Genomic DNA, 12,918 nt, shown 5'->3' on the forward strand with positions numbered 1-12,918 from the left:
GTTGTGCGTGCTGGTCCCGGACTCGGGGATCAGTGGGACGCGGTCTTTGAACCGCCCTTGCCGTAGCCCATGGCCTTCAGGACGATCCCCACGATCACGCCCACCACGATCAGGCCGACACCCACCACGGTGACCGGGGTGGAGGCCATCACGAAGCCGGTGCAGCCGACGATGACGCCCACGGTCATCACGGCCACGCAGGCCCACCCGGCCACGGTGTTGCCGTGGCCCACCGCGGCGGTGTGGTCCAGGATGATCTGATCGGTGTTCGACATTCGTGTCCACTCTCCCGTGCCGGTTGAGCCTGTGGCCCATGGTGTGCTGCGCCCGCGTGGTGTGCGGGTCGGATTCTCTGGCTCCATTGTGCCACTATCCGGCGTCTGCCCCGGGCAGCCACGCGACTCAGTCTCCGGTGGGATCCTCGCCGCGGGTCAGGGCGTCCCAGGTGTCGATGTCGTCCGCGTGCTCCGCGGCCTGAGCCTGCCCCACCGTGGTCGGGGTGCCGACGTCGCCCGGCGCGGGGGTGCCCGACGTCGCCGTTGCCGGCGCCTCGCCGTTGCCACCCTGGGCCCCCGCGCCCGTGACCGCCGCGCGGTCGTAGCGCTGAGAGGCCTGGCGGCGCACGCGCTGGGCGACCAGGACGAGCCACACCCCGCACAGCCCCAGCAGCACCGCGGCGGCCACTGCGCCCCAGGGCCACCCGGTGAGGGCGTAGTCGCCGCCCTCGTTGATCACGCCGGTGCGCGTGCCCACGGTGGGCTGCGCCGCGGCGCGGGCGTCGGTGGTGACGGCCAGGACCGCCACCACCGCCCCCGCACCCGCCAGTGCCACGACGACACCGACGACGCTGCGCAGCCACCGGCCGCCGAGCACGGACGCCACCGCCGCGACGGCGGCCACGAGGCCCAGGGCGGTCACGGCCGGAGCGGCGTCGGAACCCGTCACATCCACCGTGACCGGCTGCAGGGACGTGGTGACCCCGGCGTGGATCCAGGTCTGTGTGGTGGTGCCGAACAGGGCCAGGGCACACAGCAGCGTGACCAGGACGGCGGGTGCGGTACGGCGCAGCAATCTCAGCTCCTCGCGGGATGCGGTGGGGGTTCTCAGCGCTGCAGGGAGCGCAGGGACTCGGCGATCAGCGCCGCGCGCAGCGGTGCCGTGGCCTTGTTGAGGGACTCGAGGGCTTCCGTCTCCGGATCCGAGTCCGCCACGATACCCCCGCCCGCCTGGACGTACGCCGTGCCCTCGAGAAGCAGCGCGGTGCGGATGGCGATGGCCATGTCCATGTTGCCCGCGAAGTCCATGTACCCGACCACGCCGCCGTACACCGCCCGGCGCAGCGGTTCGTACTCGTCGAGCAGCCGCAGGGCGCGCGGCTTGGGCGCACCCGAGAGGGTCCCGGCAGGGAAGGTTGCGGCGAGCACGTCGTACGCGCTGACGTCCTCGCGCATGCGGGCCACCACGGTGGAGCACAGGTGCATGATGTGGCTGAAGCGCTCGATCTCCATGAACTCGCTGACGTCCACGCTGCCGGGCTCGGCGATCCGCGAGAGGTCGTTGCGCGCGAGGTCCACGAGCATGAGGTGCTCCGCGCGCTCCTTCTGGTCCGCGAGCAGCTCCTGGCCCAGGGCCACGTCCTCGTCCACCGTGGCGCCCCGCGGCCGCGAACCGGCAATGGGGTGGGTCACGGCCTCCCTGCCGGTGACCGTCACGAGCGCCTCGGGCGAGGACCCCACGATCGAGTAGGGCCGCCCGTCCGCGTCCTGGAACGAGTACAGGTACATGTACGGGCTCGGGTTGATCCGCCGCAGCGTGCGGTAGACGTCCAGGGAGCTCGCACCGCACTCGGCCTCGAAGCGGCGGGAGACGACCACCTGGAAGATGTCCCCGTCCACGATCGCCCGCTTGCCGCGCTCGATGGCGGACATGAACAGCTCGCGGTCCCACGACTGACTCACGGCGGACTCCACGTCCCCGGAGTCGAGGTCCTCCCGGTCCGTGACCGAGACGGTGGTGTGCCCGAGCGGGGTGGCCAGCCGGTCCACCATGGAGCGCAGCCGGCGGACGGCGTCGTGGTAGGCGGCGTCCGCGTTCTCGTCGGTGCCGTTGACGTTCACGGCGTTGGCGACGAGCATCACGGTGCCGTCCTTGCTGTCGTGCACCGCCATGTCCGAGACGAGGTTCATGGCGAGCTCGGGCATGTGCAGGTCATCCTCGGGCGGGTCCGGCAGCTTCTCCCAGTGCCGCACGGCCTCCCAGCCCACGAAGCCGACCATCCCGCTCGTCAGGGGAGGCACGCCCTCGAAGGGCTCGGTGTGCAGCAGCTCCATGGTGGCACGCAGGGCCTCCATGGGGTCGCCGTCCGTGGGAGCGCCCGCCGGCGCCTCGCCAAGCCAGTGGGCCTGGCCGTCCTTCGACGTCAGCGTGGCCACGGAGCCGGCACCCACGAACGAGTAGCGCGACCACACGCCGCCCTCGGCCGCGGACTCCAGCAGGAACGTGCCGGCTGCGGGGTCACCGTCGCGGGTGACCAGGCACCGGTACAGGCCCACGGGCGTCAGGGCGTCCGCGAGGACGGTGGTGCGCACCGGGATCACACGGCGCGTGCGCGCGTACTCCCGGAACTCCTCGAGGGTGGGTGTGATGGTGCCGAGGTCCCGCATTCAAACCGCCTTTTCCGCGTGGAGGTCCCGCTCGTCGAAACATGTGCGCGCGCCCGTGTGGCACGCCGCGCCGGTCTGGTCGACGCGCACCAGCAGGGCGTCCCCGTCGCAGTCCAGGTGGACGGAGTGCACCGTCTGGACGTGCCCTGAGGTGTCCCCCTTGCGCCAGTACTCCTGGCGGGAGCGGGACCAGAAGGTCACCCGGCCCTCCGTGAGGGTGCGCCGCAGCGCCTCGTCGTCCATCCAGCCCAGCATGAGCACCTCGAGGGTGTCGTACTGCTGCACCACGGCCGCCACGAGCCCCGCCGGGTCCCGTTTGAGCAGCTCGGCGATCCGGGGGTCCAGTGCACCCGTGACGCCGGGTTCCTGCGCCCCGTTCATCAGCGCACCTCGCAGCCGGCCGCCCGCAGGGCGTCCTTGACCTGGGCGATCGCCTCGTGCGGGCCGAAGTGGAAGATCGAGGCCGCCAGCACGGCGTCGGCACCGGCGGCGACGGCGGGCGGGAAGTGCTCGGGCGCCCCGGCGCCCCCGGAGGCAATCAGGGGCACGCCCACACGCTCGCGCACCGCGGAGATCATCTCCAGGTCGAAGCCGTTGCGCGTGCCGTCCGCGTCCATGGAGTTCAGCAGGATCTCCCCCACGCCGCGGTCCTCGGCCTCGCGGGCCCACTCCAGCGCGTCGAGGCCCGTGAGGGTGCGACCGCCGTGCGTGGTGACCTCGAAACCGGACGGGGTGTTGCCCGTGCGCCTGGCGTCCAGGGAGAGCACGAGCACCTGGTTGCCGAAACGGTCCGTGATCTCGTCGATCACCCCCGGGCGCGCGACCGCCGCGGTGTTGATCGAGGCCTTGTCCGCCCCGCAGCGCAGCAGCCGGTCCACGTCCTGGGGCGCGCGGACCCCGCCGCCGACGGTGAGGGGGATGAAGACCTCCTCCGCGGCACGGGAGACGACGTCGAACATCGTGTCCCGCTCGCTCGAGGACGCGGTGACGTCCAGGAACGTCAGTTCGTCCGCCCCGGCCAGGTTGTACCTGGCGGCGAGCTCCACCGGGTCCCCCGCGTCGCGCAGATTCTCGAAGTTCACGCCCTTGACCACGCGCCCGGCGTCCACGTCCAGGCACGGTATGACCCGTACGGCCACTCCCATCACGCCACCGTCCTCACTGTTGCGATCAATGCTTCCTGCCCGCGTGGATGCTCAGATCCGCGCGGCCTGGATGGGTGAGACAAGGATCGCCCGCGCACCCACCTCGTAGAGGGCGTCCATGACGTTGTTCGTGTCGCTCTTGCGGACCATGGCGCGCACGGCCACAGCGCCGTCGCGGCCCAGCGGGGAGATAGTGGGCCCCTCCATGCCGGGGGTGATCTCGGTGGCCGCGGGCAGCAGGTCCTCGCTGATGTCGTAGTCCATCATCACGTACTGGCGCGCCACGAGGACGCCCTTCAGACGGCGTCGCAGCACCTGCAGCCCCTCGGGCTCCGGCTCGTCCCCGCGGCGGATGAGCAGGGCCTCCGAGTGCATGACGGGCTCGTCGAAGATCTCGAGGCCTGCGGCGCGCAGCGTGTTGCCGGTCTCCACGACGTCCGCGATGGCGTCCGCGACCCCCAGGCGGATGGAGGACTCCACGGCACCGTCCAGGCGGACCACCTCGGCGTCCACGCCCTTCTCTGCAAGGTAGCGTCCGAGCAGCAGCTGGTAGCTCGTGGCGATCCGCTTGCCCTCCAGCTCTCGCAGGTCCTGGAACTGGCCGCGGGGACCGGCCAAACGGAACGTGGAGCGGGCGAAGTCGAGACCGAGCTCCTCGTGGGCCTCGGCTCCGGAGTCCAGGAGCAGGTCCCGCCCGGTGATACCGAGGTCCAGGGTGCCGCTGCCCACGTAGATCGCGATGTCACGGGGGCGCAGGTAGAAGAACTCCACGTGGTTCTCGTTGTCCACGAGCACGAGTTCACGGCTGCTGCGCCGCTGCCGGTACCCGGCCTCGGTGAGCATGGTGATGGCGGCTTCCGACAGCGCACCCTTGTTGGGCACGGCTACTCGCAGCATGGTGTTCCTTTCCGCGACGCGGACTCTGTGATGAGAACTCGGTGACGTGGTCTCCGTGGGGAGGCCTTGGTGACGTGGTGGGGGCTTCGCGCGGGCGGCGCGCGGCTCACAGGTGCTTGTAGACGTCCTCGAGGCTCATGCCCTTGGCGATCATCATGACCTGCAGGTGGTAGAGCAGCTGGGAGATCTCCTCCGCGGCCTCGGCCTCGGTCTCGTACTCGCACGCCATCCAGACCTCGGCAGCCTCCTCGACGACCTTCTTGCCGATGCCGTGGATTCCCGAGTCCAGCTCCGTGACGGTCTTGGAGCCCTCCGGGCGCCGCGCGGCCTTGTCGCTGAGTTCGGTGAAGAGGTCTTCGAAGGTTTTCACCGTTCCAGGGTAATGGGTGCGCATGCCTCCCCCGAACCGCCGGCCGCGCTCACACGCCCAGTCCCTGCAGGGTCAGGGCGGTGCTCACGGCGGCGTGGGCGGCCTCGTAGCCCTTGTCCTCGGTGGAGCCCTCCAGCCCGGCGCGGTCCAGGCCCTGCTGCTCGGTGTCGCACGTGAGCACGCCGAAACCCACCGGTGTGCCCGTGGCCACGCTGACGTCCGTCAGCCCCGTGGTCGCCGCGCTGCACACGTAGTCGAAGTGCGGTGTGCCGCCGCGCACGACGACGCCCAGGGCCACGACGGCGTCCGCGGACTCCGCGAGCCGGCGCGCCGCCACGGGCAGCTCGAAGCTTCCGGGGACGCGCACCTCGAGGACCTTCCCCGTGTGCGCCTCCTCCAGGGCACGGCGGGCCCCGGCCACCAGCCCGTCCATGATGGTGGTGTGCCAGCTCGCCGCCACGACGGCAATCGTCAGCTGCGAGGCGTCGAGGTCCGAGACCTGGATGGTGGGGGCGCCGTGTCCGCTCATGAGTTCTCTCCTGGGATGAGGTGGGTCAGGTGGTGGTGCATGCGATCGCGCTTGGTGCGCAGGTAGTCGATGTTCTCGTGCCGGGCGTGGACCTCGTGGGGCACCATCTGCGTGACCGTGATCCCCAGGGCCTCCAGCTTGGCGACCTTGTCCGGGTTGTTGGACAGAAGCCGGATCTCGGTGAGTCCCATGGCCGTGAGGATCCGCCCGGCAGCGGTGTAGTCGCGGGCCTCCGCTGGCAGCCCCAGCAGGGTGTTGGCGTCCACGGTGTCCGCGCCGCCGTCCTGGAGCTTGTAGGCCCGCAGCTTGTTGATCAGCCCGATGCCCCGGCCCTCGTGGTTGCGCAGGTAGAGGACCGCCCCGCCGTGACGGGCCACCCGCTCCATGGCCAGGTGCAGCTGGGGACCGCAGTCGCAGCGCCACGAGCCGAGGACGTCCCCGGTGAGGCACTCCGAGTGCAGCCGCACGAGGGGTGGCAGGTGCGCCTCCTCCGGGGGCGGCGGTGCCGTGAGCGAGAGGTGCTCGGCCGCGGGAACGCCGGAGGGCACGGGCACGCGCCACCCGATGGTCGAGAACGTGCCGTGCTCGGTGGGCACGACCACGGGCTCGCTGTGCTCGAGCTCCCCCACGGAGGACGCCGCCGCGGTGTCCGTCCCGGGGCCCGCCCGGTCCTCCGGGGCCGCGGTGCTCGCCGCTGGACCTGTGCCGTACCCGGGCACCGGTACGGCGTCGACGGCGTTCGTGCCGCGCTCGGGGCCGACGTCGTCGGCCCCGGTTGACGTGCCGTCGCCTCGTTCGCGTGCGCTCATGCGGGCAGCCCTCCCTTCCGCTGCCCGGTGGGAGCGTCCGGCGTGGCCGCGGCCGTGCCGTCCAGGTGCTCCACCAGGTCTGCGATGCTGATCATCACCAGACCGTGCTGGTCCGCGAAACGGCGCAGGGCGGGCGCGCGCAGGGGCTGGCCGCCGTCGTCCACGACCTCCGCTATCGCTCCCACCGGTTCGCACCCCGCCAGGCGGGCGAGCTCCACCGCGGCCTCGGTGTGCCCCGCGCGTTCGCGGACTCCCCCGGCCGCGGCGCGCAGCGGCAGGATGTGGCCAGGTCGGGTCAGGTCCGCGGCGGACGTGGTGGGCAGGGCGAGCAAACGGGCGGTCAGGGCGCGGTCGCGGGCGCTGATGCCGGTGCTCACGCCCACCCGGGCGTCGCACGTGAGGGTGTAGGCGGTGCCCTTCGCGTCCTCGTTGTGGGAGGTCATGGGCGGCAGCCCCAGCCGGTCCGCGGTCTCCTGCGGCATGGGAACGCACACCACCCCGGAACTGTGACGCACGGTGAAGCCCATGAGCGGCTGGGTGGCGTGCTGCGCGGCGAAGACCAGGTCCCCCTCGTTCTCGCGGTCCTCGTCGTCCACGACCAGCACCGCGGCGCCGGAGGCGATGGCGGCCACGGCGTCCGGCACGGCGTCGAGCACCACGCCCCGGTCGGTGGAAGCCGCCTGCGGGGCGGTGAAGACCCCGAGCCGCTCCGCGTACTTGGCCATCACGTCCACCTCCAGGTTCACGCGCGCACCGGGCCCGCGCACACCCAGCGTCGTGGTGCGCAGGGTCTCGGGGATCAGCCCCACCTCGAACCACGCCGCGGCCTCGTCCACCCCGGAGACGGCGGTGACCGTGAGGGACACGCCGTCCACGGCCACAGAGCCCTTGACGGCCACGTAGCGTGCGAGCTCGCGTGGCAGGCCCACGCGCACCGTCTCCCAGCCCGTGTGCGCGGTGCGCTGCAGCACGGTGCCGACACCGTCCACGTGGCCCTGCACCACGTGTCCGTCCAGCCGCTGCCCGGCGGCCGTGCAGCGTTCCACGTTGACCGTCTCCCCGCCGCTGAGCTCGCCCAGCGTCGTCAGGCGCAGTGTCTCCCCCATGACGTCCGCGGTGAAGTCCCCCGGCACGGACGCCGGGGCGGGCACTGCTGTGAGGCACACGCCGTTGACGGCCAGGGACCCGCCCTCCGGCAGGTCCGCGACGAGCGCTCCGGCGGACACGTGCAGGCGGGCGGCGTCCTCCGCGAGCCGTTCGACGCGCTCGACGGTGGCCTGGGATTCGACAATTCCGGTGAACAACGGGTCTCCTCAGTGACGGGGGTGCAGGTCAGGCGCCGCGCGGCGCGCACGGGTGGGCGTACGGTTGCTGAGCAACGGCGGATGCTGGGCGGGGCGGGGCGGCACAGTGCTGTGCCGCACCGGGCAAGTCCGCGTGGGATGGGCCAGGGTCGTGAGGCGCCGGATCAGGCGTGGTCAAATCCTGCGGCGCCGGGGTGCCGGTCACCGTCCTGTCGAACGTCGCTGCGTGCAGGCCTCGGTACGGGGACACCGTCTCCCGGGGTGCGGGCCGCAGGTGCCAGCGGACATCCTCGCCGAGCCCCGCCACGGGGCGCTCCCCCTCTGGAAGCCCCACCGGGTCGCTCCGCCAGCGCGAGGCGTCCGTGAGCGTGCCGATCCCGAGCGGGGCCACGGATGCGGAGCCCTCCCCCAGCAGCAGGGGCGCCTGGTAGAGCCACAGCTCGTCCACGAGGTCCGCGGCGAGGAACGCTGCGCTCACGGTGGGCCCGCCCTCCACGAGCACGTGGGCGGCGCCGAGCTCGCGAAGAGTCTGCAGCGCCTCGGCGGGGTCGTGGGTCGGCAGGTGGGCGAACCTCCCGTCGTCACCGGAGGCCCCGGGCCGGGCTGCGCTCTGCCCCGCCGCGACGCCGCGACGTACGCGCGCCTGCTCCGGTACCGGCCCCGTGGACATCACTGCGCGCAACGGCTGACTCTCGACCGGAGTCCCGTGGGCGTCCCGGGCCGTGAGGGACGGGTCGTCCGCACGCAGCGTGCCACCGCCCACCAGGATCGCGTCCGCCCGCGCGCGCAGGGCGTGGCCCTCGGCGCGGGCGGGGGCGCCGGTGATCCACTGGCTCGTGCCGTCCGCGGCAGCCGCCCTGCCGTCGAGGCTCTGGGCGAGCTTGAGGGTCACGAACGGCCGACGACGCCGCTGCGCCAGGAACCAGCGGTCGTTGAGGTCACGCGCCGGGTCCGCGAGCAGCCCGTGGCGCACGTCCACCCCGTGCGCCGCGAGGTGGGCCCCGCCGCCGCGTGCGGTGTCCGTGGCGTCCGGCACCGCGAAGACCACCCGGGGAATCCCGGCCGCAAGGATCGCGGCGGAGCACGGGCCCGTGCGCCCGGTGTGGTGGCACGGTTCCAGGGTGACCAGCAGAATGGTGTCGCCCAGCGGCGTCCCCGCTGCGCGGGCCTGCCGCAGCACGTCCACCTCGGCGTGGTCCGTGCCTGCGCCGCGGTGGTGGCCCACGTGCAGCGGGGTTCCGGCGGCGTCGATGAGGGCCGCACCAACCACGGGGTTCGCGCCGCGCACGCCCCGCTGCGCCGCGGCGAGGGCCGCCCGCATGGCAGCTTCCTCCGCGGGGGTGAAGGCCTCGCCGACCACCGCTCGGTGACCGTCGTGGGGACGCGGCCGCGCGGCGTCGTCGGGCGTCACCGCTCCTCCTCGCCCACGGAGAGGTGGAGGTCCGGGAAGCCCGTCCCGATAGTGGCGCTCCTGCGCTGCTTCGTGTTCACCCGCCACCACACGAAGAATCCCGCAAGGGTGAATGCGCCGTAGAAGATGTACATGAGCCCGGAGGCGTAGTAGCCCGCGGAGAAGAGCAGCGGGACGCCCACGAGGTCCACCGCGACCCAGAACAGCCAGAACTCAACCCACCCCTTGGCCATGCCGAGGGTGGCCAGCAGGGAGCCCATGAAGATCCACGCGTCCGCCCACACCGGCTCGTAGGAGCCCAGCATGCGGAACACGGGCGTCAGCACCGCTGTGCCTGCCACCAGCGCGACGACCAGGAGGACGCGCTGCCGCAGACCCGCCCACTGCGGCGAGACGGCCTCCTGCTCCGCGCCCCGCGACCGGCGCCACTGCACCCAGCCGTAGACCGAGACGGCGATGAACATGACCTGGCGCCCCGCCTGGCCCAGCAGGTTTACGGGATTGGGGGTGTCGAACACGGCGCCCAGGAAGACGGTCAGGAGGATCGCGTTGCCCACGATGCCCACGGGCCACGCCCAGACCTTCCGGCGCATCCCGCCCAGGGCGGAGAGCAGGCCGAACACGTTGCCGAGCACCTCGCGCCACAGGATGAACCCGTCACCCACGCGGATCTGTGCATCGAACAACCACCGCAGGACATCCATGGAGTCTCCTCTCACCCGCCACGACCAGTGGTTCCGGGGAGAAGGACGCACGCCGACCGGTCAGGGTCGTGCGGCGGAAGGCGTCACGACGGGACCGGGTGCTCCCCCGTCAGCGGATGAGCACGGCGGAACGCCGGAACGCGCACGTGTGCCTACCATCCAGACTGTACTGTCGGCACCGGAATTCCACCGGTTCGGCCGTGGTTCCGTGCACTGCCCGGCCGGCCACAGGGGCCGGGGCGAGGTGGCGCACGGTGTTCACGGTTCGCGGACTGTCACCGCCGGTTCGGAATTGCACCGACCCCGGAACACGTTGCTGCGCTCATTATGCCACGCGGCCGCACCATGCCCGTGATCGGGGGCACCGGGCGGTTACGTCCTGGTTTTCCGGCCGTTCTCACGGCCCTGCAGATCCGAGAGCAGTCCGGTGACGCGGGCCTTGATGTCGTCGCGGATCCTGCGCACGTCCGCGAGGGGCTGACCGGCCGGGTCGTCGAGGTCCCAGGCCTCGTAGCGCTTGCCCGGAAACACGGGGCAGGTGTCCCCACAGCCCATGGTGATGACGACGTCGGAGGCCCTGACCTGCTCCGTCCGCAGGATCGTGGGCACGGCTGCGGTGATATCGATGCCCTCCTCAGCCATTGCCTCCACGGCCACCGGGTTCAGGCTCTCTGCCGGTTCGGACCCGGCCGAGCGGACATCGATGCTCCCGCCTGACATCGAGGCCAGGTAGCCCGCCGCCATCTGGGAGCGGCCCGCGTTGTGGACGCAGACGAAGAGCACGGTCGGTTTCGTGGGTGATGGTGCGCTCATGATGCGGTCTCCCGGGTTCGGTCGGTGGGGACAGAAGGATCGTTCGGGAACACGCGCTGGCCGGCCCACAGGGCCACGTAGACCAGGCCAATCAGGACGGGCACTTCGATCAACGGCCCCACGACGCCGGCCAGTGCCTGCCCGGAGGTGACGCCGAAGGTGCTGATGGCCACGGCGATCGCCAGTTCGAAGTTGTTGCCCGACGCGGTGAAAGCCACCGTGGCCGACTTGCCGTAGTCGAGCCCCACCGCTTTCGAGGCGAAGAGGCCGATGACGAACATCAGAGCGAAGTACACGAGCAACGGCAGCGCGATCCTGACCACGTCGAGGGGCTGTGAGGTGATGGCGTCCCCCTGGAGCGCGAAGAGCATCACGATGGTGAACAGGAGGCCGTACAGGGCCCACGGGCCGATCGCGGGGAGGAACTTCTCCTCGTACCAGTCCCGGCCCTTCGCCCGTTCACCCAGGACGCGAGTGAGGAAGCCTGCGAGCAGCGGGATGCCGAGGAACACCAGGACGGATCCTACGATCGCCCCCACGGAGAATTCGGCCGTGGTGGTGGGCAACCCCAGCCACGACGGCAGGACCTGGAGGTAGAACCACCCCAGAGCGCCGAAGGCTACGACCTGGAAGACGGAGTTGATGGCCACGAGCACGGCCGCACTCTCCCGGTCACCGCATGCGAGATCGTTCCAGATCAGGACCATGGCGATGCACCGGGCCAGGCCCACGATGATCAACCCGGTGCGGTACTCGGGCAGATCGGGCAGGAACACCCAGGCGAGCACGAACATCAACGCCGGTCCCACGACCCAGTTGAGCACGAGCGACAGGCCAAGCAATCGCTTGTCGCCGGTCACGCGGCGGGTCTCGTCGTAGCGCACCTTCGCCAGGACGGGATACATCATCACCAGCAGACCGACTGCGATCGGCAGCGACACCTGTCCGATCGTCATGGCTTCCAAGGCCGTGTTCAGCCCCGGCACCAGCCGGCCCAGCAGCAGGCCCACGCCCATGGCCAGCAGGATCCAGGCCGGCAGCCACCGGTCCAGGAACGACATGCTCTGCCTCACCGGTGCGGGGGCGATGGTGGTACTCACGGGCGGCGAGCTCCTCGTATCGACGGTCATCTATGGGACATACGCTACGAGGTCATATAGATTTCCGTCAATATAAAATGTCGGTATGAAAGCACCCGCGCAACGACCCGAGCTGATCGATGAGAAAGCAACCGAGTGCTGCTCGCTCGCCTCCTCGCCGCTCGGGGCCGGCGAGGCCGAGCGCATGACCGCGAAGCTCAAGGCGCTCTCCGACCCGACGCGCCTGCGGTTGCTCTCCCACATCGCCGCGCAGGGCTGCGACGCAGTGTGCGCCTGCGACCTGCTGGACGTCCTCGACATCAGCCAGCCCACCGTGAGTCATCACCTCAAGAAGCTGGTGGACGCCGGACTGCTCACACGCGAGCAGCGCGGCAAGTGGGCGCACTACACCGTGGTGCGGGGCGCCTTCACGGAACTGCGTGAACTCCTGGACCTGCGCTGACAGGCAGGGCGTTCTCCGCTGACCCGTCATCGGGGCCCGCATAAATTCAGGCCCGGTGCTCCCGCGCGGTCCTGCGGAGCGCCTCAATCGCGACGGCGGGGTCGTCCTGGCCGTAGACCGCGGAACCGGCGACGAACGTGTCCGCGCCGGCCTCCGCGGCACGGGCAATGGTCTCCTCCGTGATCCCGCCGTCCACCTGCAGGGCCACCGTTCCACCGTGGTCCTTCACGGCGGCGGCGGCCCGGCGCAACTTGGGCAGCGTCACGTCCAGGAACTTCTGACCACCAAAGCCGGGCTCCACGGTCATGATCAGGAGCATGTCCAGCTCGGCCAGCAGGTCCAGGTAGGGCTCGACCGGGGTGGCGGGCCGCACTGCGAGACCCGCCTTGGCCCCGGCGGCCCGCAGCTCCCGGGCCAGCTTGACGGGCGCTGCGGCGGCCTCGGCGTGGAACGTAACGGACGCGCAGCCGGCCTCCGCGTACGCGGGAGCCCACCGGTCCGGGTCATCGATCATCAGGTGCAGGTCCAGGGGAATGGGCGAGACCGCCTGGAGTCTCTCCACCGCCGGCAGACCCAGGGTCAGGTTGGGGACGAAGTGGTTGTCCATCACGTCCACGTGCGCGGCGTCCGCACCGGAGATGCGCTGGAGCTCCTCCGCCAGGTGCGAGAAGTCTGCGGAGAGGATGGACGGGTGGATGTCGCAGCGTGACATGGGTTCCTCCTGGGAGCCG

16 protein-coding genes and 1 riboswitch are annotated in these 12,918 nt (G+C 71.2%); of the genes, 1 reads left to right on the forward strand and 15 read right to left on the reverse strand.

Going from position 1 to position 12,918, the window contains the following annotated elements; translation table 11 throughout:
- Positions 1-29: 29 nt before the first annotated feature.
- The 14 genes from FS770_RS00400 to arsB all read right to left on the reverse strand — a co-directional run bounded on the left by FS770_RS00400 (position 30) and on the right by arsB (position 11,775).
- Entirely contained in the window at positions 30-275 is a 246-nt protein-coding gene (locus FS770_RS00400; RefSeq protein ID WP_055084765.1) for an HGxxPAAW family protein, read from the reverse strand.
- A gap of 127 nt (positions 276-402) precedes the next feature.
- Positions 403-1,071 carry a Trp biosynthesis-associated membrane protein gene (locus FS770_RS00405; RefSeq protein WP_094394058.1) on the reverse strand — a complete coding sequence of 223 codons (669 nt, stop codon included), beginning with the start codon at positions 1,069-1,071 and terminating at the stop codon, positions 403-405.
- 32 nt (positions 1,072-1,103) lie between these two features.
- Positions 1,104-2,663 (reverse strand): anthranilate synthase component I, encoded by a 1,560-nt coding sequence (locus FS770_RS00410; RefSeq protein WP_145009213.1) that lies wholly within the window; start codon positions 2,661-2,663, stop codon positions 1,104-1,106.
- Complete coding sequence (hisI, locus tag FS770_RS00415; RefSeq protein ID WP_144942631.1) at positions 2,664-3,044, reverse strand: phosphoribosyl-AMP cyclohydrolase; 381 nt, start codon at positions 3,042-3,044, stop codon at positions 2,664-2,666.
- Positions 3,044-3,808 (reverse strand): imidazole glycerol phosphate synthase subunit HisF, encoded by a 765-nt coding sequence (gene hisF, locus FS770_RS00420; RefSeq protein ID WP_144942716.1) that lies wholly within the window; start codon positions 3,806-3,808, stop codon positions 3,044-3,046. The genes hisI and hisF overlap by 1 nt, the downstream gene beginning before the upstream one ends.
- 51 nt (positions 3,809-3,859) lie before the next feature.
- Positions 3,860-4,705, reverse strand: coding sequence for an ATP phosphoribosyltransferase (gene hisG / locus FS770_RS00425; protein WP_144942630.1), 846 nt, complete (start codon positions 4,703-4,705; stop codon positions 3,860-3,862).
- A gap of 106 nt (positions 4,706-4,811) precedes the next feature.
- Positions 4,812-5,075 carry a phosphoribosyl-ATP diphosphatase gene (locus tag FS770_RS00430; protein WP_145009215.1) on the reverse strand — a complete coding sequence of 88 codons (264 nt, stop codon included), beginning with the start codon at positions 5,073-5,075 and terminating at the stop codon, positions 4,812-4,814.
- 49 nt (positions 5,076-5,124) lie between these two features.
- Entirely contained in the window at positions 5,125-5,604 is a 480-nt protein-coding gene (gene ribH, locus FS770_RS00435) for a 6,7-dimethyl-8-ribityllumazine synthase (RefSeq protein ID WP_144942628.1), read from the reverse strand.
- Positions 5,601-6,413 (reverse strand): GTP cyclohydrolase II, encoded by an 813-nt coding sequence (locus FS770_RS00440; protein WP_342353643.1) that lies wholly within the window; start codon positions 6,411-6,413, stop codon positions 5,601-5,603. Before FS770_RS00440 ends, ribH begins: the two co-directional genes overlap by 4 nt.
- Positions 6,410-7,717: a 3,4-dihydroxy-2-butanone-4-phosphate synthase gene (ribB, locus tag FS770_RS00445; protein ID WP_145009217.1), complete on the reverse strand. Its 1,308-nt coding sequence runs from the start codon at positions 7,715-7,717 to the stop codon at positions 6,410-6,412. The genes FS770_RS00440 and ribB overlap by 4 nt, the downstream gene beginning before the upstream one ends.
- A 28-nt stretch (positions 7,718-7,745) precedes the next feature.
- Positions 7,746-9,128, reverse strand: coding sequence for a bifunctional diaminohydroxyphosphoribosylaminopyrimidine deaminase/5-amino-6-(5-phosphoribosylamino)uracil reductase RibD (ribD, locus tag FS770_RS00450; protein ID WP_342353644.1), 1,383 nt, complete (start codon positions 9,126-9,128; stop codon positions 7,746-7,748).
- On the reverse strand, positions 9,125-9,832 hold the full coding sequence (pnuC, locus tag FS770_RS00455; RefSeq protein ID WP_145009219.1) for a nicotinamide riboside transporter PnuC: 708 nt from the start codon (positions 9,830-9,832) through the stop codon (positions 9,125-9,127). The genes ribD and pnuC overlap by 4 nt, the downstream gene beginning before the upstream one ends.
- Before the next feature lie 143 nt (positions 9,833-9,975).
- Positions 9,976-10,147, reverse strand: a riboswitch (FMN riboswitch).
- Positions 10,148-10,204: 57 nt separating this feature from the next.
- Positions 10,205-10,645 carry an arsenate reductase ArsC gene (locus FS770_RS00460; protein ID WP_144942625.1) on the reverse strand — a complete coding sequence of 147 codons (441 nt, stop codon included), beginning with the start codon at positions 10,643-10,645 and terminating at the stop codon, positions 10,205-10,207.
- On the reverse strand, positions 10,642-11,775 hold the full coding sequence (gene arsB, locus FS770_RS00465) for an ACR3 family arsenite efflux transporter (protein WP_144942624.1): 1,134 nt from the start codon (positions 11,773-11,775) through the stop codon (positions 10,642-10,644). The genes FS770_RS00460 and arsB overlap by 4 nt, the downstream gene beginning before the upstream one ends.
- 55 nt (positions 11,776-11,830) lie before the next feature.
- Here arsB and FS770_RS00470 point away from each other — a divergent pair, with 55 nt between their 5' ends.
- Positions 11,831-12,187, forward strand: coding sequence for an ArsR/SmtB family transcription factor (locus FS770_RS00470; RefSeq protein WP_052160694.1), 357 nt, complete (start codon positions 11,831-11,833; stop codon positions 12,185-12,187).
- Positions 12,188-12,233: 46 nt separating this feature from the next.
- On the opposite strand, the gene rpe is transcribed toward FS770_RS00470, so the two are convergent.
- Positions 12,234-12,899, reverse strand: a complete 666-nt coding sequence (rpe, locus tag FS770_RS00475) for a ribulose-phosphate 3-epimerase (protein WP_144942623.1) — start codon at positions 12,897-12,899, stop codon at positions 12,234-12,236.
- Between the last annotated feature and the right edge of the window lie 19 nt (positions 12,900-12,918).

Source organism: Kocuria salsicia, from assembly GCF_007681555.1.
GTDB classification, from domain to species: domain Bacteria; phylum Actinomycetota; class Actinomycetes; order Actinomycetales; family Micrococcaceae; genus Kocuria; species Kocuria salsicia.